The 19,621-nt window shown below is 60.3% G+C and carries 18 protein-coding genes and 1 pseudogene; 14 read left to right on the top strand and 5 right to left on the bottom strand.

Features of this window, described 5'->3' with window-relative positions; all coding sequences use genetic code 11:
* Positions 1–447 precede the first annotated feature (447 nt).
* From RFM40_RS25695 to RFM40_RS25685, 3 genes are all read right to left on the bottom strand, one after another.
* Positions 448–960: a GNAT family N-acetyltransferase gene (locus RFM40_RS25695; protein ID WP_320229096.1), complete on the bottom strand. Its 513-nt coding sequence runs from the start codon at positions 958–960 to the stop codon at positions 448–450.
* 206 nt (positions 961–1,166) lie between these two features.
* Positions 1,167–2,138, bottom strand: coding sequence for a CobW family GTP-binding protein (locus tag RFM40_RS25690; protein ID WP_320229095.1), 972 nt, complete (start codon positions 2,136–2,138; stop codon positions 1,167–1,169).
* Between the two features lie 80 nt (positions 2,139–2,218).
* The gene (locus RFM40_RS25685; protein WP_320229094.1) at positions 2,219–2,731 is read right to left on the bottom strand and encodes a Fur family transcriptional regulator; all 513 of its coding nucleotides are present in this window, start codon (positions 2,729–2,731) and stop codon (positions 2,219–2,221) included.
* A gap of 96 nt (positions 2,732–2,827) precedes the next feature.
* Between RFM40_RS25685 and folE the strand changes: the two genes are divergently transcribed.
* The 5 genes from folE to RFM40_RS25660 all read left to right on the top strand — a co-directional run bounded on the left by folE (position 2,828) and on the right by RFM40_RS25660 (position 7,115).
* The gene (gene folE / locus RFM40_RS25680) at positions 2,828–3,472 is read left to right on the top strand and encodes a GTP cyclohydrolase I FolE (protein WP_320229093.1); all 645 of its coding nucleotides are present in this window, start codon (positions 2,828–2,830) and stop codon (positions 3,470–3,472) included.
* Entirely contained in the window at positions 3,469–3,966 is a 498-nt protein-coding gene (hisI, locus tag RFM40_RS25675) for a phosphoribosyl-AMP cyclohydrolase (protein ID WP_320229092.1), read from the top strand. The genes folE and hisI overlap by 4 nt, the downstream gene beginning before the upstream one ends.
* Before the next feature lie 315 nt (positions 3,967–4,281).
* Positions 4,282–4,449: a hypothetical protein gene (locus RFM40_RS25670; protein ID WP_320229091.1), complete on the top strand. Its 168-nt coding sequence runs from the start codon at positions 4,282–4,284 to the stop codon at positions 4,447–4,449.
* A gap of 27 nt (positions 4,450–4,476) precedes the next feature.
* Positions 4,477–6,192: an ABC transporter ATP-binding protein gene (locus RFM40_RS25665; protein WP_320229090.1), complete on the top strand. Its 1,716-nt coding sequence runs from the start codon at positions 4,477–4,479 to the stop codon at positions 6,190–6,192.
* Between the two features lie 59 nt (positions 6,193–6,251).
* A complete protein-coding gene (locus RFM40_RS25660; RefSeq protein WP_320229089.1) occupies positions 6,252–7,115 on the top strand; it encodes a GNAT family N-acetyltransferase in 864 nt (287 codons plus the stop codon).
* On the opposite strand, the gene RFM40_RS25655 is transcribed toward RFM40_RS25660, so the two are convergent.
* Both RFM40_RS25655 and RFM40_RS33770 read right to left on the bottom strand, forming a co-directional pair.
* The gene (locus RFM40_RS25655) at positions 7,112–7,354 is read right to left on the bottom strand and encodes a hypothetical protein (RefSeq protein ID WP_320229088.1); all 243 of its coding nucleotides are present in this window, start codon (positions 7,352–7,354) and stop codon (positions 7,112–7,114) included. The two genes, RFM40_RS25660 and RFM40_RS25655, sit on opposite strands and share 4 nt — an antisense overlap.
* Before the next feature lie 704 nt (positions 7,355–8,058).
* Positions 8,059–8,308: pseudogene (locus RFM40_RS33770) on the bottom strand (IS110 family transposase); the annotation flags it as partial.
* Positions 8,309–8,699: 391 nt separating this feature from the next.
* Between RFM40_RS33770 and RFM40_RS25645 the strand changes: the two are divergent.
* The 9 genes from RFM40_RS25645 to RFM40_RS25605 all read left to right on the top strand — a co-directional run bounded on the left by RFM40_RS25645 (position 8,700) and on the right by RFM40_RS25605 (position 19,592).
* Positions 8,700–9,635 (top strand): GNAT family N-acetyltransferase, encoded by a 936-nt coding sequence (locus RFM40_RS25645; protein WP_320229087.1) that lies wholly within the window; start codon positions 8,700–8,702, stop codon positions 9,633–9,635.
* 401 nt (positions 9,636–10,036) lie between these two features.
* Entirely contained in the window at positions 10,037–10,171 is a 135-nt protein-coding gene (locus tag RFM40_RS25640; RefSeq protein WP_320229086.1) for a MucR family transcriptional regulator, read from the top strand.
* 803 nt (positions 10,172–10,974) lie between these two features.
* Complete coding sequence (locus RFM40_RS25635; RefSeq protein ID WP_320229085.1) at positions 10,975–13,644, top strand: winged helix-turn-helix domain-containing protein; 2,670 nt, start codon at positions 10,975–10,977, stop codon at positions 13,642–13,644.
* A 107-nt stretch (positions 13,645–13,751) separates the two neighbouring features.
* Positions 13,752–14,852: a class II histone deacetylase gene (locus RFM40_RS25630; RefSeq protein ID WP_320278542.1), complete on the top strand. Its 1,101-nt coding sequence runs from the start codon at positions 13,752–13,754 to the stop codon at positions 14,850–14,852.
* 41 nt (positions 14,853–14,893) lie between these two features.
* On the top strand, positions 14,894–16,231 hold the full coding sequence (locus RFM40_RS25625; protein WP_320229083.1) for an ABC transporter substrate-binding protein: 1,338 nt from the start codon (positions 14,894–14,896) through the stop codon (positions 16,229–16,231).
* 4 nt (positions 16,232–16,235) lie between these two features.
* Positions 16,236–17,036, top strand: coding sequence for an ABC transporter ATP-binding protein (locus RFM40_RS25620; RefSeq protein ID WP_320229082.1), 801 nt, complete (start codon positions 16,236–16,238; stop codon positions 17,034–17,036).
* On the top strand, positions 17,029–17,739 hold the full coding sequence (locus tag RFM40_RS25615; RefSeq protein WP_320229081.1) for an ABC transporter ATP-binding protein: 711 nt from the start codon (positions 17,029–17,031) through the stop codon (positions 17,737–17,739). The genes RFM40_RS25620 and RFM40_RS25615 overlap by 8 nt, the downstream gene beginning before the upstream one ends.
* 3 nt (positions 17,740–17,742) lie before the next feature.
* A complete protein-coding gene (locus RFM40_RS25610) occupies positions 17,743–18,621 on the top strand; it encodes a branched-chain amino acid ABC transporter permease (protein WP_320229080.1) in 879 nt (292 codons plus the stop codon).
* Positions 18,618–19,592 (top strand): branched-chain amino acid ABC transporter permease, encoded by a 975-nt coding sequence (locus RFM40_RS25605; RefSeq protein ID WP_320229079.1) that lies wholly within the window; start codon positions 18,618–18,620, stop codon positions 19,590–19,592. The genes RFM40_RS25610 and RFM40_RS25605 overlap by 4 nt, the downstream gene beginning before the upstream one ends.
* The last annotated feature ends 29 nt before the right edge of the window (positions 19,593–19,621 follow it).

Below are 19,621 nucleotides of genomic sequence, written 5' to 3'. Positions count from 1 at the left end.
GTTTTGGGCGCCGACTAGTGGACATAGAATAGGCCCGCCAAGCCACGTTGGATATTCGCGGAGCCGGCTTTCCGTGCCACGTCTCGATGGCCGGGGGATGAAAGTCGGCGTTCCTCTCAAACGCAAAGAACCGCCCCGACTGTTCAGACCGGGACGGTTATAGATTTATGATAGAATTGGTTGCGGGGGCACGCAACCATCTCAAATTGCTTTTTCAGTCGGCGGCTTAGCACATTGAAACTAATGGCTTTCTTGCCGGCAGCACAAAACTGCAGCTGCCTGGAGGGCTGGCCGAAGAAGACGGCAGGTCCGAGAGCGTGTTCGACTTCGTGCAGAGAATCACCGCTGTCGCGCGACCAAATTCATCAGGATTTCGGTCTCAGTTTGGAAGGGCGGCGAAGAAACTGCTTCAACAAGCGACGTCCGCACATTCGAACAACGCGTGACCTACTTCGGGAGCTTCTTTTCCATCAGGACGGCACGCGATGAGATGGTCTCTCCCTCGAAGGGTTTGACCTCCCCGGTTGCTCTGTACCCCATCTTCGTCCAGAAGCCAAAGACCGGATTGGTTTCCACTACAGCCAGTCGGATCGTTCGGGCCTTGAGGTTGTAGCGAGCGAACTGTTCCGCTTCGTGAACAAGTGCTCGACCAATGCCCGATCCCTGTGCACTTTCTCGGATCGCCAGAAGACCGATGAAGACTGTTCCGAGTGAGGGGTAACCGTTGATAACGTCAAGCAACCCAACCGGCACATCCCCGCGCTTTACCAAGAACGCATGTTTGTCACTTGGCTTATATCCAGGGGGGAGAGCCGTCGCGAATGCGTAGGCCGCACCGTCACGTCTCCGGACGCCATCAACGCGTTGGGAGTAGGTGGTGAGATCGCCGAATATGTTTTCCACCTCGCGCAGATCGTCCGGAGTGACCGCGACAAGCGATACACTGGCGTCGTCTCTCATAGCATCCCTTTGCATCATGCGGCGGCCCGGCGCCCGTTTCTAGGCTGCTCTCTTCTTGCGTTTTGCGCCCAACCCAAACGCCTTAGCCAAGGCCGAACGCCTCGCGGCATCCACGTCGCAACAGTTCGGTTCCCCAAGGAGACGCTGAAAATGTCGGAGGCCCCGCCACCTATGCGGCGGGGCTCCCGAAAAGGCTCTCGCAGCGATTACGCCCGGCATGCGTTGAAGCCTGTTTCAATGACCTCCTTCGGGAGGTTGCGACCGATGAAGACGAGTCGGGTAACCCGTTCCTCGTCGGGCTTCCACGGGCGCTGATGATCGCCGTCGAGGAGCATATGGACGGCCTGCACGACAAAGCGGTCGTCATCATCCTTGAAAGAGATAATGCCCTTCAGGCGAAGGATATCCATGCCGAAGTGCTGGACGACCAGGCTGAGCCAACGCATAAATTTCGCGGGATCGAGCGGCTCCTTGGCGACAAGGGCGAAGCTTGAGACATGGTCGTCATGTTCGTGCTCGTGGAACTCATCGAGAAAGTCCGGTTCGACTTCCAGAACGCGATCGAGGTCGAATGCGCCACGGCCAAGGACCTGGTCGAGATCGATATTGCAGCGCTGCGTGTGATGGAGCGTCGCAGTCGGATTGATGCGCCGAATGCGATCTTCGACCCGCTTGAGTTCGTCGGCAGAAACGAGATCGGTCTTGTTGATCAGGATCGTGTCGGCGAAGGCCAGTTGCTCTTGCGCTTCGTGTGCCTCGTCGATTTCGCCGAGCAGGTGCTTGGCGTCGACGACCGTCACGATCGAGTCGAGCTTGGTCTTCGAGCGGACGTCTTCATCGACGAAGAAGGTCTGAGCGACGGGAGCCGGATCGGCGAGGCCTGTCGTCTCGACCAGGATGGCGTCGAAGCGATCGCGGCGGCGCATGAGCCCGTCGATGATGCGAATGAGATCGCCACGCACGGTGCAGCAGATGCAGCCATTGTTCATTTCGAATATCTCTTCATCGGCGTCGACGATGAGATCGTTATCGATGCCGACCTCGCCGAATTCATTGACGATGACGGCGTACTTCTTGCCGTGTTTCTCGGTGAGAATCCGGTTGAGGAGCGTGGTCTTCCCGGCACCCAAGTATCCGGTGAGGACCGTGACCGGCGTCTGTGGCAAAGCGGACTGCATGTTGCGAGAGTCTCCTTTTGGTTCGCGGGGAGCCGCATCGGACGCAGCCTTAAGTCTGCTGCGTCACTAGGGCAGTGTTTCTAGGGATGATGGGCGGTTGCGTGACTGCCGGTGGCGATACAGGTCGCGCAGGTGCCCTGCAGTTCGACCACGCGGCGGGCGATGCGGAAGCCGAGTGAGGCCGCATCGCGGGCAACGGCTTTCTCGATCGTGGAGTCTTCGACCTCGGCGGAAGCGCCGCAATTGTCGCAAATGAAAAATACGCAGGCATGCGGATGATTGGGGTGCGCGCAGGGCACGAATGCGTTTCGACTCTCGATGCGAGAAACGAAGTGCTGCTCCTGTAGGAATTCGAGTGCACGGTAGACCGTCGGAGGCGTGAGGCGCCGGCCGAGCGTGCGCTCGAGCGCAGGCATCAGCTCATAAGCACCGAGCGGTTGTCCGGCACGGATCAGGGTTTCCATCACCTGCCGGCGGATTGTCGTGAAATGCAGACCACGCTCGAGGCAGGTGTTGGCCACAGCTTTGACCGCCGCGGCTACGAGCGCTTGTGATACGGGCTCCCTGCGATGCGGCGGCATTTGCTGGGCCATGGGATTTCTCCATCACACCATGTCGAGTGAGATTGTCTCTTGAGTGGTACGTTATAACGTTGCATGATTATCCGCAACTATCCGACCGGAGAAATCATGAGTGATGTTTTGTTGAGTGAGCCCATCGTGGGCTTGGGACCGTCTCATGCGCCACGAAGGCGTCCGACGCGAGAGGCCGCAGAGGCGGCCGTGCGGACGCTGATCGAATGGGCGGGTGATGATCCGGATCGAGAGGGCCTCGTCGGCACGCCGGATCGCGTCGTGCGGGCCTATGAGGAGTTTTTCGAAGGTTATCGGATCGACCCGGTGGATCTGCTTGGCCGCACCTTCGAGGAGACCCAGAACTATGGCGAAATGGTCATCCTGCGTGATGTCCGGCTGGAGTCACATTGCGAGCACCATATCGTCCCGATCATTGGGAAGGCGCATGTCGCCTATCTCCCCTCTGATCGCGTTGTCGGAATCAGCAAGCTCGCCCGTCTGATAGAGGTGTACGGCAAGCGGTTGCAGATTCAGGAGACGCTGACGGCGCAGATCGCCGACACCATCAACGAGGTGCTGAAGCCGAAGGGCGTCGCTGTCGTGATCGAGGCGGCGCATATGTGCATGACAACGCGGGGCATCCGGAAGCCTGGTGTCACCATGGTCACGCGGCGCTTGATTGGCGCGTTTGAAACGGATGCGGAACTCAAGCGAGATTTCCTGTCCTCGATCTCGGGATCGCGGGAGACGTTCGGATGACCAGCCTCCTCAATATCGGCCGTCCCGCTCAATTCGGTCTGCGGCTCTCGGTTGAAGCCGTCGAGGAAGGCGCACTTCTCGCGCCGAAATTCAACGCCGAGGGTTTGATCCCTGTCGTGACGACGGACGCGTCATCGGGCGAGGTTCTGATGATGGGCGTAATGAACGCTGAAGCATTGCTGCGAACGATCGACACGGGTGAAGCACATTATTGGAGCCGTAGCCGGCAATGCCTATGGCACAAGGGCACGACGAGCGGGCTGTCTCAGAGAGTCGTGCAGATCCGCGTGGACGATGACCAGGACGCGATCTGGCTCAGGGTCGAAGTCGCGGGTGGCGCGAGTTGCCATGTCGGCTACCGATCCTGCTTCTATCGCTCCATTCCCGTTGAACCTCTCGGGGAGACCCCGATCCCCTTCGTCTTCGAGGAGACGGAGAAGGTATTCGATCCCGTGGCCGTCTATGGGGACGCACCAAACCCCACGCACCTCTGAAGGGTTGCGAATGAATATATCCGCACCAGCTTCGCGGCGAGCCAATGACGTGCGGGACGAAAATATATCTAGATTCCAGACAGTATCTAACTTGATTGAATTGTCTTGCTTATGAGAAGGAGGGGTCAACGCAAGAGCGAGGAAGAAATTTCCAGCTTTATTTGCGTAATTATCTCTGAGTTTCAAAGGACGCGCGATGTCAAATCATTTGATGATCGTCGGATTTTGGCCTATTTCCGGATACAAATATTCACGATGCATTCGTTCTTCCATCAACTCTCTCACCTCGATCTCGGGTTCGCGGGGGAGCTTCGGATGACGAAGAGCGTGTCTAATCCTGGCCAAACGATTCAACTTGCGCCGCGGCTGTCAGTCGAAGCGGTCGAAGAAGGCGCGATTCTCGCGCCGAGATCCAACGCCGATGGTCCGATCCCTGTCCTGACCACCGACGCCGGATCCGGCGAGGTCCTGATGATAGCGTGACGAACGGGGAGGCTCTGTTTCACGATCATGAACCAATCGAGGCAAACGGTCGCTTTCATCGCCCCGATTTCCGAGATACTTCGCGCGTATTGGGCGTCCGATCGTTGGACCCTCATGGTGGTTGCAGCGGTGGTCTTTCTTTCAAGTGCCTCGAGTGTGGCTGCCCCGTACCTCTTCTCACGTCTTGTCGACAGCCTGCCGCATGTTGGGGCCGTCAGCGCGTTGATCTGGGGATTTGTTACTTACGCCGTGCTGCTCGGCGTGTCGTCGGCGCTGCAGCACATGGTTCAGTATCTCTCCTTCATGAGCGCTGAGAATCTGGGCTTTATCACCAGCACGCGCTTTTTCGAACGCCTGCTGAAGAAGACCGCCCTTTTCTTCATCGAAAATAACCCGGCCGAAATCCAGGCAGCGGGCGAGAAGGGGCGCGATGCGTTGACGATATTGGTGCAACTGGCCCTCATCGTCTTCATTCCGGGCGTCACCCAGATCCTGCTCTCGCTTATCACCCTCGGCGCATTGATCAAAATTGAGGTGGTCGCAATTGTCATTGCGTACGGAGCAGGCTCGATCGCACTGACCATCCTTGCCAACCGACGCACTCGCGCGCTTCTCGACGCCGCCGTCGCAGCTGGTCAGGAGAATGCTCGTTTCGTCGGCAATGCTATGAATGCCATGGAGACGCTGAGATATTTTAGTAGCCATGGCTGGCTGAGCGGACGCTTTAACACGAAAGCAAAAGAGGTGCGCGACAACTGGCGTGCCTATGCGCTGAGACGCGTAGCCTATGTCGCTATTCTCGGCCTGGGTCTGACGATCCAGTTTGCCGTCACGTTCCTGCTACTGCTGCCGCGCTACGCGACCGGTGAACTGACAATTGGCGGGATAGTGCTGTTCAACACCTTGTTGCTCCAGCTCAATATGCCCTTTGAGATGATCGCTCATGCCATCGACGATGTCGCCCGATCGCGCGCATCGCTGGCACCGCTGGCCGCCATGTGGGACGCTCCGGAAGAGCGACAGGGCGCGCATGCACCGACTTTTGTCCCCAGCGAAGGACGCATGGACTTCGAGGATGTTGCCTACGCCTACGACAATGCCCGAGGTGTCAACAGCGTCAACTTCACGGCACAGCGCGGCGGCATTACCTTCATCGTCGGCGAAACCGGCTCGGGCAAATCGACTGTCTTCAAGCTCGCATTGAAGTCGATCGAACCTAACTCAGGCCAAATCCGCGTAGACGGCGTCAATCTCGCCTGCATCGAACGCGCCGACTGGTACAGCGCGGTCGCCGTCGTGCCACAGGACGTCGTGTTGCTCAATGAAAGTCTGGCGGACAACATTCTGCTCGGCCGCCCACGGGACGAGACGCGATTGCGCAGTGCCATCGAAAAGGCTGCGATCCTATCCTTCATCGAAGCCTTGCCCGACGGTCTAGAGACAAAGGTCGGCGAGCGGGGTTTGAAGCTGTCGGGTGGTGAGCGGCAGCGTGTCGCCATTGCCCGTGCCCTCTACGGCAATCCGGCGATCCTCTTTCTCGACGAGGCGAGTTCGGCGCTCGATGAGGCGACGGAGCGCGACATCATGGAACACATCCGCATGCTTAGTACTGCGGTGACGGTCCTCGCGATCACACATCGCAGAACGGTCATCGCAGATACGGATACGGTCATCGAACTCGATCGCAAGACCACAGACCCGCAAGCGAACAGCAAGACGCAAAGGAAAACATTCGTTCCTTAGCCAACCGACTGCTCAAAGCGAGATTCAGATTGTCCCGCTCTCTGGAAGAGGTGGTATTCATGGGTAAGAGTTTGAATCAGATAGTTAGCTACAATGAAGACCTGCATGCTGCGGCAGTGCTGGAACTGATCAATGCCGATAGGCTCATCGGCCAACCATACTGCGATCTTAGCATGCTGCGGTTGGCGCAAAGTGGGCGGTCCGAGGTGGACTCAGGCTGGTGGATGGAACTGAAGTCTCCGGTCATTGAGGTTCTTGAGCGCGGATCCAAGGTGCTCGGCGTCATCTCATATGCAGAGCATCAGAATGGAGAAATAGCCCACCTGCTCTGGCTTCACGCCCGCGAGAACGATGACGCCATCTCGGCCTTGGTCGACAAGTTCCTTTCGAGCACGACGGCACCGACGATCCAAGCTTTTCAATTCGCCACCGCGCTCACCTCTGGTTTGGAGGCTCTACCCGTCGCCGCGCGGCCATCGACACACGCCACTTTGGTCGGCAAAGGGTTCTCAGCGACGGACCTTTGGCGATACATGCATTTCACGACTCCCTCGAGAGAACTCTCCACACAGGAAAGTGCAATCATCAAGGTCGATGAATCAGTCCATGGCTGGCGCATCAGCGCCCAAGAAGGGAATAGAGAGATCGGTTTTGTAAGCGCCGGTTCGCTGTTTCAAGGAATAGGCGTAATCTGGCTCATAGAAGTCGAGAGAGAATACAGAGGACAAGGTGTTGGAAGGAAGCTACTCGGAACAGCGATAAAGCAACTTCGTTCCCATGGTGCAGGCGAGATAATCCTGTATGTCGACGACGACGATAGAGTCCCCGGTAGCGAGAGAAACAGGACAGCAGCAAACCGCCTTTACGACACCGTTGGCTTCAAGGAGATCGATCGTCTGTTCTCGTATGATTTCAAGCGTTAGGTGAACAACACGCCCTGTTCGGACGCATCTCTCAGCCAGCGTTCGACTGAGCGTACCAGTTTTCTGGTTGCCGTGTCAGTCTCTCGTTTGAGCGCATTCTGGTCAAACAGCCCCAAATCGACGGCAAAGGGTGCGTCGCTTGGCACATCATCAATCTCGGCGGCAAGAGATCTGAAATACTGCTTTTCTCTATGAAGATAGCGGCGATCGTATTCATCGAATAACTCGATTACAGACACCTTAAATCAATGGTATTCCGTTAATTGAGCTGGTGAGTACCTTCTTGCAGGCGGCTGACCCAAAGCGGTAGCGACAAATGTCTGGTGATCCTTCCTCCAGATCGTCTGCAAGCGGCAAATATGGCTGGGGCCACCAGGCGTCATACGCCTCGGCTTCTGCCCAACTCCTATTATTCAGCACATGATCCTTGAGGGTCGCTTTCGACCAATCCGACGCCCAATCCGTCGCTACACTTCGATAACTTGGTGTCAAAATTTCAGGAGCCCTTGGTTCGCTTCAGTCCGGCCAGTTGACCGCCCAGTACATTTTTATCCGCGAACGTGGGGGTACAAAATTTGCCGCAAGTGCAACGAGTTCTCCAGCAACGCCTGGTCCGGTATGTCGAGCGTCTCGCAGATATTGCAGTGCAGCGCGGAGTTCCGATGCGCCGTGCAGTCTTCCGCGCTCTGCGACGGGAAAGTTGCGCTGCTTATTTGCAGCACTGGAACCGTCGTGGCGCCCTTTTTCATCGGACTGACGGAGCATCGTCACAGGCAATCCGGCGCGGTCCGGCCGTCTCGCGATCGGCGCGGCCGCAGGCAAGATAACGTGCGTTCCGTCGTTCCTGGTCTGCATCGGTCCTCATCCGCCGGAGCGGATCTCTTGTGTCAGATGGCGCCCATCACCGTACGGACGCCATGCGTTTGAACTGCGCTCGCACCGTTCATCGATGCGCTCCCAGAAGCCTGCGATCCTTGCGATGAGCGCGCTGGACGGCATCGCTTCGGTTCGCCGCGGAATCGCCGACATAGACGTTCCGTCGCTCCACATGTCGTGCATGATCACCGCCAGCTTGCGCGCCACGGCGACACACACGCCTTGCGGTGGCAGGAGCGTTTGGCGATCGCCTGGCCCCAGTTCTTGACCTTGTCGGAGCCCTTGAAGCGCGTCATCAGCCCCGAAACCGCCTCGTAAAAAAAGGCTATTCGGTCACATTAATACATATTTTGTAGTTCCGAGCCTTCTCCACGTAAGGCGCGCTTTGTTGACCGGCGGGTATAAAAGACCGTGCCGGGATGACCTTGACGCGCTCATCGCCTCTTGGAGGGAACTGGCCTATCTGTCGTTGAAGTATGATAAGACTCGGCAATCGGAAGTTCTTGAAAAGATCGATAGTAAATTTTCTCTGGTTGCGCGGCGTTCACAGGACCTCTGGCGCCGCTTGGCGGAACCCGCCGCGCAGATAATGTGAGTAAGAAGGAATGCTTCATGTGCAGCGATTAATACCCGCACTTTCATAGTAGCGCCCGGCGTCGCCTATTGAGGCGCTATAGCAATGAGCTACCTTTTTCTCTTGGAGTGAACGTGACCCCGCAGGCTGCACATATATTTAGCGCAAAAGATACCTCGTCGGCAGGCGAATTCCTTCGCGATCTTCGAAACACAACGCCTCCGACCGATGACGCAGCTTATTTTGCGAGACGTATTGTAAGATCCGCTTTGGTTGGATCTTCATCGCAACATTACTTTTTTAGTGATGAGGATGGCAGATTCTTCGGCTACCTGATCTCAATGACACCATTGGCGATGAACGCCAAATCTCAGTATCTGAGATTTTACGGATCAACCGATTCCGATAACTTTAATCGATTGGCAGAGCATGCTACCACCAAGGCTAGAGTGATGGAACTGGACGAGTTATTCATAGAGTTGGCTGACTCTGACAGAATAACAAGCGAAGATATTGAGAGACACGGATTTTGTAAATGTTTGTCTGAACAGTTTATCAGTATACCTATGAACCTATACGAGTCAGTCGGGCGTTCTCTCCGAAGCGACCTGGTTGCTGTCGATTTCCAAGAAGCGCTTGTGCGCCCCGCACTCGTAGAATCGCTATGTGGCTTATATCGTAGCGGATTTAAGGATGTGCCTGTGTGCCTCCCAACGGGAGATATCTCTAGTTCATTTATCATCGGGGAGTTTTCCGACCCCGACATGCTCCCACTTTGCTCCTTCGTGGTCACTGCGGATGATGATGCGATTGCATTCATCCAAGTGGTCGACCGCGAGACGGTAAAGGGGCGTACGGCTACGGTTGAACTGGCTATTGTAAAGGGCGGCTGGCGAGATCTCAGAATTGGCAGATATCTGATAGAGGCAGCGTTATCGGCGATAAAAGAGCGCGGATATAGGGATGTCCTAATGCTTGTGGATGATTCCAATCAACCAATGTTGAGAATGTGTGCCGGGTTCGGTGGCAGGGTCGTGGATCGGCTCTCATCCTACAAGCTTTCAATCTGAGCATGAGGCTGCGCGAGGGCTGAGGTTCGACTGCACCCTGAGCCCCCATAAACTGGCAAAGTTCGGCGGGGGCGCGAGGAACGAACTTCGTGAAGCGTCTCGGAATCCGACCCAAATTGGACGTGTTTGGGTCATTGATCCTTTTCATGCAAGCTATCCGCTTTGTCCTCTGTGCAAAGGTTGTCTTGACTGCAGGTCGACCGCATCAATCCCTTGCCCTATCGCCTGGGGCGCCTCCCCTCATCGTGGTGCGAGCGCGTGACAGCAAAGCCGTCGACCTTTTGCTATAACGGACTAAGAGACTATCGGTAGCGCCCAGCGGGACAGGGGCTGTCGCATGTCGGAAGAAACTGAGAATGGCAGAGCCCAATTGATGGAGCTTACCGCCGATATCGCGAGAAATGGGGATTGAAGCCGGATATCCCATGGTGGCGGCGAGCTACGCGGCTCAGCGATCAGCAATCGCGAAGTCGCATGGGCTCGGGCGCGAGGCCGCAGTCATACCGCCCACAAGGAACTCGGCTAAACCAAAGTAGACCCTCTTCCCAACTCCGTTCCGCCTACTGTCCGTGAAATTCGCAACCGACGGTAACATGCGTACCTAGGCTGAACGCCGAAAGTGGAAAAGCGCTTCCCCGATGGTGGGATTTGCGATGTAGCGGTCTCCCGCTACCATCTCAAACCCACAATCGCACGTATGAAGTATCGGAGGCTGGGACGTTTCCGGTCGGTCGGCGGGGATCGAGGGCTAGGAGTGGTTGCCCCTGTAGATTTCCCGCCAGCCTTCCGGAGCTACACCGGTATCATCAAGCAAGGCCTCCGTAATCGCCTTGTCGCCGGCCTCATCTTCCGTCTCGTGATATCCTTCAGCCGTTCAGGTGACCACCCATAGCGGCCATTGGCCATTGGCCGGTGCTTTCCATCCCATCCAAAAACCGAGCCTAGTGCTCCACTCTATCCATACGCCCCCGCAATTCGGGCTGAGGCGCGATCCAGAAAGTTCGAAAAGCTTCCAAGAACCCCAAGTCGATCGCGAATTGTAGAACTAGCTGACGTACTTCTTTGGTGTCGGTGCGGATGGTCAAATCTCAATGGAAGGTTTCCAGAAGCGCACCGTCAGGATGTCGCGAGCATCGGTCTGTCTGGGCTCAAAGGAGGCACGTTCGGTATTGCTGAGGATATTGCAACGATGCGGTTCCAGCTAAGCTGATCATTGCCTCTGCGCTGCACTCCGCGTTTACTAATGTGGCCCGCAGCCCCGATCGAGAACCAGATGCTGATAGAGACAAAACTCCAGCCGCCTCATTTGCGCGACGCCTTGGTCCAGAGGCCACGGCTGTTGCGTAGCCTGGACGCCGCGACTTCGGGAAAGCTGACCGTTGTGACCTCGCCTGCCGGCTTCGGCAAATCGACCCTGCTCTCGCAATGGGCGGCCGGCATATCCGGCAGCATCGCCCAGGTCGCGTGGCTATCAATCGACCGGCTGGACAACGACCTTGCCCGCTTCCTCAAATATCTCGCCGCCGCCTTCCACCGCGTCGACCCTGACATTGCCGGCAACGCGGAATTGCTGATCGACTCCAGCCCGGTGACGCCCGTCGATTCCATCCTTACCGCCATCATCAACCAATTGTCGCCGCGCACCGCGCCGATCTACCTCGTCCTTGACGATGCGCATCTGATCGTCTCCGGCGAGATCGCCGCCTGCATCAATATGCTGGTCGCCTATGCCCCGCCGGCCTTGCGGATCGTGCTCGCGACCCGCGGCGAGCTGCCGCTCGAACTCGCCCATATGAAGATGAAGGGGCATGTCGTCAGCCTCGGCGACAGCGACCTGCGCTTTTCGCTCGAGGAGACCGAGGACTACCTTGCCAATGTCTGCGGTCTCGACCTCGCCGTCTCGGCCGTGGTGGCGCTTCACCACAAGACAGAAGGCTGGCCGGCCGGCCTGCAGCTTGCTGCCTTGGCGTTGGCGCATGAGGGATCTAGAGAAGCCTTCATCGCCGAATTTTCCGGCAGCCAGCGCGACGTGGCGATGTTCCTGACCCACGACGTGCTCGCCAGGCAGGCGCCCGAGATCCAGGATTTCCTGCTCAGGACCTCAATCCTCGACCGCTTCTGCCTTGGCCTCGTCGAGGCGGTCTGTCCCGGACGGGACTGCGCGGCGGCGCTGGCGACCATCGAGCACTCGAACCTTTTCCTCATCGCGCTCGATTCCTCCGGCCAATGGTTCCGCTATCACCACCTGTTCTCGGAGTTCCTGCGCAACAGGCTGGATGCCTGGACGCCGGAGGCACGCAGGGACCTGCATCGCGCCGCCGCCGCCTGGCTGGCGGCGCGGGGCCATATCTCCGACGCGGTCGACCATGCGCTCGCCAGCGGCGATGCCGATCATGCGGCGCGCCTGGTCGAGGAATGCGCTATGCCGCTCACCATGCAGGGTCACATCCCCAGGCTGACGGAGTGGCTGAACCAGCTTCCCCCCGAGCTGATAGCCACCCGCCCTCGCCTGCTCCTGGCGCGCGTCTGGGCGCAGTTCCACATGAGCCGGCCGCGCCAGGCGGTCCGTATCCTCAAACAGGCCAAAACCCTGATCGGGCAGCTTTCCGAACGCGGCGAGATCGAGCGCGCGACCACCCGTTCGCTCAAGGCCGAGCTGCAGACGCTGACGGCCGGCGTCATCAGCGCCACGGACCGCTCCCGCACCGCGACCCGCGTCGCCTCGCGCTGGCTGGCCGATTTTCCCGAAGACGAACCCTTCGCGCGCGGCACGCTCGCCAACATCTGTGCCTTCAGCCACTATTCGCTTGGCGAGCTGGATGCCGCGCGCCTGCGCAGCCTCGCGGCGCGCGACCATCATGCCACGGCCAATTCCGTCTTCGGCATTGTCTATTGCGACCTCTTGCTGGGTCTGGTCGAGATTTCCGCCGGCAACCTGGCCGAAGCGCATCAACTGCTCGACCGTGCCTGCCGGCTGGCCCGCGAGCGGCTGGGTTCGGGCTCCTACACCGAGGCGATGACGGCGATCTTCCAGGTCGAGCTCGCCTATGAATGGAACGACCTGCAGGGCGCCGAGCGCATCCTGCACCAGCACCGGCAGATCATCGAGGAATGCGGGCTGGTCGTGCACGAGATGGCCTGCAAGCTGCATCTCGCGCGGCTCGCCGCCGCGCATGGCCGACACGACGAGGCCATCGTCTTTCTGGAGCGCGCTGAACGGTTGGGCATCGAGAAGCGCTACCGGCGGCTGACGGCCGCGGCATTGAACGAGCGCGTACGGCTGCTGCTGGCGCGCGGCGATGTACGCGCCGCGCGGCTGGCGCTGCGCTCGCGTGGTACCGAGCCCTCGTTCGAAAGCCGCCCGGTACCTATCCACCCGCTCGACGAATATGCCCATATCGGCGCCGCGCGCGTGCTGATCGCCGAAGGCCACCCGGCTAAGGCCATCGCGGTGCTCGACCGCATCGCCGAGCGGATGCGCCGTGACGGGCGCTTGCGCGGCTTCATGCAGGTCCGCGCGCTTGTGGCGATCGCCGCACACAGCGCGGGCGAAACGCTGCTGGCCCTGGCGGCGGCGGTCGATATTGTCACCCTGGCGCTGCCGCAGAACGCGATGCGCTCGCTGATCGATGAAGGCTACCCGATGCGCGAGGTGCTCGAATTCGCCAGGGCGCGAATTCCTGCGTGGTCGCGTAATTCCGGCACCGCCACTTTTGTCGACGCGCTGCTGCGTGAGTTGGACAGGACAGTGCCCGAACGCGCTCGCCCGATGGCAATCGTGGGGAAAAAGCGAATGCTGAGCAGCAAGGAGACTGACGTCGCAGCCTTGCTCCTGCGCGCCTATACCAACCGCCAATTGGCCGAGACGCTGTCCATGGCGCCCGATACGGTGAAGTGGCATCTGAAGAACATCTTCGGCAAGCTCGGCGTCTCGAGCCGCACGGAAGCGGTTCTCAAGCTGAAGGAAATCGGGCTCGACGGCTCAACGGAGCGCAAACTGGCCGGATAACCACCCGAAGGGGTGGGCTCAAAAAACCCACCCTTTACCCAAAGGTGTCGGGACAGCGCTAATGTAGCGCGCCATCATCCAGCCGAGATACGCTGGGTGGGAGCCGCATGGCGACTGGTTTCGTTTTTCACGAACTTTATCTTTGGCACAACACCTGGAACTGGAACCAGGTTTTCCCGCCGAGCCTGACGGTTCAGCCCGGCACTCATGCCGAAAATCCCGAGACCAAGCGTCGCCTCCGTAACCTGCTGGAAGTGAGCGGCATCCTCGACCATCTGGTCACCATCAAGCCGCGACGCGCCACCGTCGAGGAGCTGTCGCGGATCCACACGCCGGCGCATATTGCCAAGATCAGGGAGATCAGCGACCGCGGCTATGGCGACGCCAGCTCGCTGACGCCGCTCGGCGCCGGCAGCTATGAAATCGCGCTCCTTGCCGCCGGCGGCGCCATCAAAGCCATGGAGGCCGTCATCACGGGCGAGGTCGACAACGCCTATGCGCTGATCCGCCCGCCGGGGCATCACGCCACCGCCGATGTCGGCATGGGCTTCTGCCTGTTCTCGAACGCCGCCATCGCCATCCGGCATGCGCAGCAGTTGCACGGCCTCACGCGCATCGCAGCCGTCGACTGGGACGTGCATCACGGCAACGGCACGCAGGCGATCTTCTACGACGATCCGAGCGTGCTTACGATCTCGCTGCACCAGGACAATCTGTTCCCGGCCAATTCCGGCGCGATCGCCGAGAATGGCGAGGGCAAGGGCAAGGGCTTCAACATCAACGTCCCGCTGCCCCCAGGGTCCGGTCCCGGCGCCTACGCCGCGGCTTTCGAGCGCGTGGTGATCCCGGCGCTTATGCGCTTCAAGCCGGAGCTGATCGTGGTGCCCTCGGGCTTCGACGCCTCCGGCGTCGACCCAATGGGACGCATGCTGATGAATTCCAGCGGCTACCGCAGGCTGGCGCGCATGCTGCTCGACGCGGCGCGCGAACTATGCGGCGGGCGCCTGGTGATGACGCATGAGGGCGGCTACTCGGAAATGTACGTGCCCTATTGCGGCCTAGCCGTGATCGAGGAGCTCTGCGGCCATCGCACGGGGGTCGAGGACCCGTGGGACCAGTTGATGGGACAATGGGGTGGAATGTCGGCGCAGCCGCATCAGACGGCAGCGATCGATCAGGCAGCCGAACTGGTTAAGAACATAAACTGACAAAAACATGAACCGACAGGGGAATCGAGATGAAGCGAAATATGAAAATACCGACACCGAACGTCATTGCCGGCTCCCGCCGCAACTTCCTTATCAAAGGCAGTCTCGCCACGGCCGCGACGCTGACCGGCATGCCGGCCATGCTGTTTTCGATGAACAACGAAGCGCGCGCCGAAGGCGATCCGATCCCGGTCGGCCAGTGCGGCCCGACCACCGACTTCGCCGCGCCCGACGGCATCGAGTTCAAGAACGGCCTGACGCTCGCCTGCGAGGAGATCAACGCGCTGGGCGGCATCCTCGGTCGGCCGCTGGAGCCCTCCTTCGAGGACACCGCGCAGATGGGCGACGCCACCAACGTGCAGGCGGCGCAGCGCCTCGTCGACCGGCACGGCGTGCACGCCATCCTCAACGGCTACAACATTGGCTCGGGCGCCGCGATCCAGGAGGTCGCCGCCGACAACGGCATCATCTATGTCCACTACGACACCACGATCGGCCACAACAATCTGGTGAAGTCCAACCCGGACCGCTACTGGGGCTCCTTCCAGGGCGACCCCGCCGAATACTGGTATGGTCCCGGCTTCCTGAAGTTCCTACAGGGACTGGAGGAAAACGGCGAGTGGAAGCGCAAGAACAACAAGATGGCGGTGATCCTGTCGGCCGGCGTCTATGCCTCCAACATCGCCAATGCCGTCAAGGAACAGGCCAAGAGCTATGGCTGGGACATCAGCCTGTTCGAGACCGTCAGCGTGCCCGCTTCCGAATGGGGGCCGACGCTGGCCAAGATCCGGCAGGATCCGCCGGCGGTGATCTGCATCACTCACTTCCTGCCCGCCGATCTCGGGCAGTTCGCGCTGCAGTTCGCCTCGAATCCGACGCCGAGCCTTGTTTATATGCAATACGGCCCGTCGATCCCGGCCTTCCGCGACATCGCCAAGCAGGCGGCCAACGGCATCATCTACGCGACCGTCGTCGGCGCGCTGCAGGACGAGATCGGCACTGCCTTCGAGAAGCGCTACAAGGAAAAGTTCGGCCCGAACGCCGGCCATAATTCCGGCGCGCAGCCCTATGACAGCGCCTATGTCTGGGCGACCGCGGCAGCACTTGCCGGCGGCACCGGCGAACCCGGCAACAACGACCAGAACCGCAAGGTTGCGGCCCGGATGAGCTCGATGATATGGCGCGGCGTGACCGGCACGACCCGCTTCATGCCGCTCGAGAACGCCGCCTACACCTATCCGACCCAGGTCAACGATTCATCGCTCGGCATGCCGCATCAGTTCCTGCAGATCCAGGACTATACCAAGGGGCCCGGCCTGATCGCGCCGGCGCCATACGGCACGACCAAGTTCATGATGCCGCCATGGATCAAGGGATAACCCTGTGACGGGAGACGCCGCCGCGACGCCATTGCTGTCGTGCAGGCATGTCGGCAAGTCCTTCGGCGCGCTCGCGGCGGTCCGCGATCTGTCCTTCGATGTCGGGGCTGGAGAAATTCTCGGCATCGGCGGACCGAATGGCGCCGGCAAGACGACGCTGTTCGAGGTGATCTCGGGGCTGAACCCGGCCACCAAAGGCGCGATCGTGCTTGACGGCCAGGACATCACCGGGCGTGCGCCCGAGCAGATCTGCCATGCCGGCGTTGCCCGCACCTTCCAGCTCAATGCCGGCTTCGACAGCATGACCGCGCGCGAGAACGTGCTGGTCGGCGCCTATTTCGGCCGCAGCAACCGGACCGTGCCGACGCTGCGCGCCGGCCGCGCGGCGCATGAGGCCGCCGACGCCGCGCTTGAAATGCTCGGCATTGCCGACCGCGCCGACAAGGTCACCGGCAAGCTGCCGGTGCTAGACCGCAAGCTCTTGATGATGGCGAGCGCCATGGCGACGAAGCCGAAACTGCTTCTGATGGACGAGCCCGTCGGCGGCCTCACCGCTCGTGAGGTCGACCGTGTGATGGATGCCGTGCGCGCCATCAAGGCGGCGGGCGTCACCATCATCCTCATCGAGCACGTGATGCGCTTCCTGGTGCGCCTCTCCGACCGCATCATGATCATGCATCACGGCGAAAAGATCTTCGAAGGCCTGCCGACAAAGCTTCTCGACGACCGCACCGTCGTCGACGTTTATCTCGGCCAGGGCGCTTCCGAGCGGCTGCGCTCCTTCATGGAAAACACGCATGGCTGAGGCGGCGCTCGAGATCGTCGACGCCAGCGCCGGCTATGCCGGTCGCATCGTGCTCGACGCCATCAAACTGTCGGCAAGGAAGGGCGAGCTCACCGCCATTGTCGGCCCCAACGGTCATGGCAAGAGCACCCTGCTCAAGGCGATTTCCGGGCTTGTCCCGGTGACGTCGGGCGAGATCCGCCTCGACGGCTCGCGCATCGACCGCCTGCGCCCCGACCAGATCGTCGAGCGCGGCGTCACCCAGGTTCCGCAGGGCGATCTGCTCTTTCCGGCAATGACCGTCCACGAGAACCTTATGATGGGTGCCTATGCCAACAGCGGCGGGTTGGCAGAACGGCTCGACTTCGTCTTCACGCTGCTGCCCAAGCTGAAGGAGCGCCGCAACCAGACCGCCGGCACGCTTTCGGGCGGCGAGCGCCGCATGTGCGGCATCGGCCGCGGTTTGATGGCCGGCGGCGAGGTGCTGATGCTTGACGAGCCCTCGCTGGGCCTCGCCCCGATCGTCATCGAGCAGATCTACGAGGTCATCTTCAACCTCAGGCGCGAAGGACGCACTATCCTTCTGGTCGAGGAGAACGCCGAGCGGATCGCCGAGCATGCCGACATGATCCATCTGCTCGACAATGGCCGCGTCGCCTGGTCGGGCCTGGGCGCCGAACTGATGGCACGCCCGGAAATCGTCGAAACCTATCTCGGAGTGTGAGCGATGGACGTCCTGATCCAAATCGTCGCTTCCGGCCTGACACTCGGCGCCATGTACGCGGTCGCGACCATCGGCCTGTCGCTGGTCTACGGCTCGCTCAACATGCTCAACATGGCGCATGGCGCCATCCTGACGCTCGGCGGCTACATCTGCTACGCGGCAATCGTTCATGCGGGCCTCCATCCGGCGCTCGCGCTTCTCGCCGCCGCGCTCGTCTGCGCGCTGGTCGGGCTACTGATCTATTTCAGCGCGGCGCTGCCGCTGCTCAGAGCCGAGAATTTCGAGACAAACATCTTCATCGCCACGATCGGTATCGGCAGCGTCATCGAGAATTTGATGCTGAAGGGTTTTGGACCTTATCCGATCTCGCAGCCTCTCGCGGTCGAGGGCCAGGTCGTCATCGGCAATGTGCACATACCGCTGCAGAACGTCTTCATCCTCGGCGTCGCCATCGTGCTGATGGTGGCCGTCGCCATCCTCCTGCAGCGCACCAGCGCCGGCCGCGCCATCCGCGCCACTTCGATGAACCGCGAGGCGGCGCAACTCATGGGCGTCAGGGTCGGCCGCGTCTACGCGCAGGTGCTGGCGCTCTCGGGCGCGCTCGCCGCTGTTTCCGGCATCATGATCAGCTCGATCGCCACGCTGACCCCGGTGATGGGCGGCGACCCGCTGCTGAAAGCCTTCATCGTCTGCGTGGTCGCGGGGCTCGGCAATGTCTACGGCGCGGTGATCGCGGCAATCGCGCTCGGGCTGCTCGAAGCCGCCACGCAGTATGTGCTCGGCGTGCGCTGGAGCTTCGCCACCTTGCTGCTTCTCGTCATCCTCGTGCTCATCTGGCGCCCCTACGGCCTGTTCGGCAAACAGCAGGTGGTGCGCCTATGACATCCATCCGCCGCGACATCCTGATCGGCCTCGTCTGCCTGGCTCTCGCCATCGCGCTGCCGCTCGTCATGCCAGGGCGCTACGTCATTACACAGTCGACGCTGTTCTTCATCTGGGCGATCGTGGTGGTGCAGTGGAACCTCGTGCTCGGCATAGGCGGCATCTTCTCGCTGGCGCAGATGGCGCTGTTCGCCACCGGCGCCTACGCCACCGCGATGCTAGGCTTCTACTGGAAGGTGCCGATGCTCGCCGCCATTCCAATGGCCGGCGTGGTCACCGTCGCGGTCGGCATGCTGATCGGCCTCGCCTGCCTGCGCCTGCGCGGCCCCTACGTGGCGTTGCTGACGCTGGCGATCGCGCAGGTCATGTATGTGCTCATCGTCAACGACACCGACTGCTTCACCACCACCGGCGGCTGCATGCCACTGTTCGGCGGTGTGCGCGGCATCGGCCAGTTCGGCGACATCGGTCTGCGCGCGCTGTTCCCGTCGAAATGGTACGTCGCCCACTATTATGTCGGGCTGGCGCTGCTGGCCATCGCGGTGACGATCTCGATCGTCGTTATCAGGGGACCGCTCGGATTGGCCTTCCGGGCACTGCGCGACAATCCAGGCTACGCAATGTCGCGCGGCATCAGCCGTTTCAAATACCAGCTCTGGATCTTCGCAGTCTCAGCCTTCTTTACGGGCATCGCCGGCGGCTTCTACGCCATCCATTTCCGCGTCGTCGGCCCGACGGTGTTTTCCTTCTCGACGCTGCTGTTTCTGATCGCGATGATCGTCATCGGCGGCCTCGGCTCGATATGGGGACCCCTGCTCGGCGCCGCCTTGCTGATGCTGGCTGATGAAGGCATGCGGGAATTGTCCGACTACCGCAACATCGGCCTTGGACTGTTGCTTGCCGTCTTCGTCATTGCATGGCCGAACGGGCTGAACGGCTGGCTGCGTAGAGGTCCGACCAGTCGCGATTGATGAGGTGCCTCGAACCGCTCTCAACGAGC

Origin of the sequence: Mesorhizobium captivum, from assembly GCF_033977165.1 — a bacterium.
Classification (GTDB): domain Bacteria; phylum Pseudomonadota; class Alphaproteobacteria; order Rhizobiales; family Rhizobiaceae; genus Mesorhizobium; species Mesorhizobium captivum.
The sequence above is the reverse complement of the archived record's forward strand: the minus strand, read 5'-3'. Positions and strand labels throughout refer to the sequence as shown.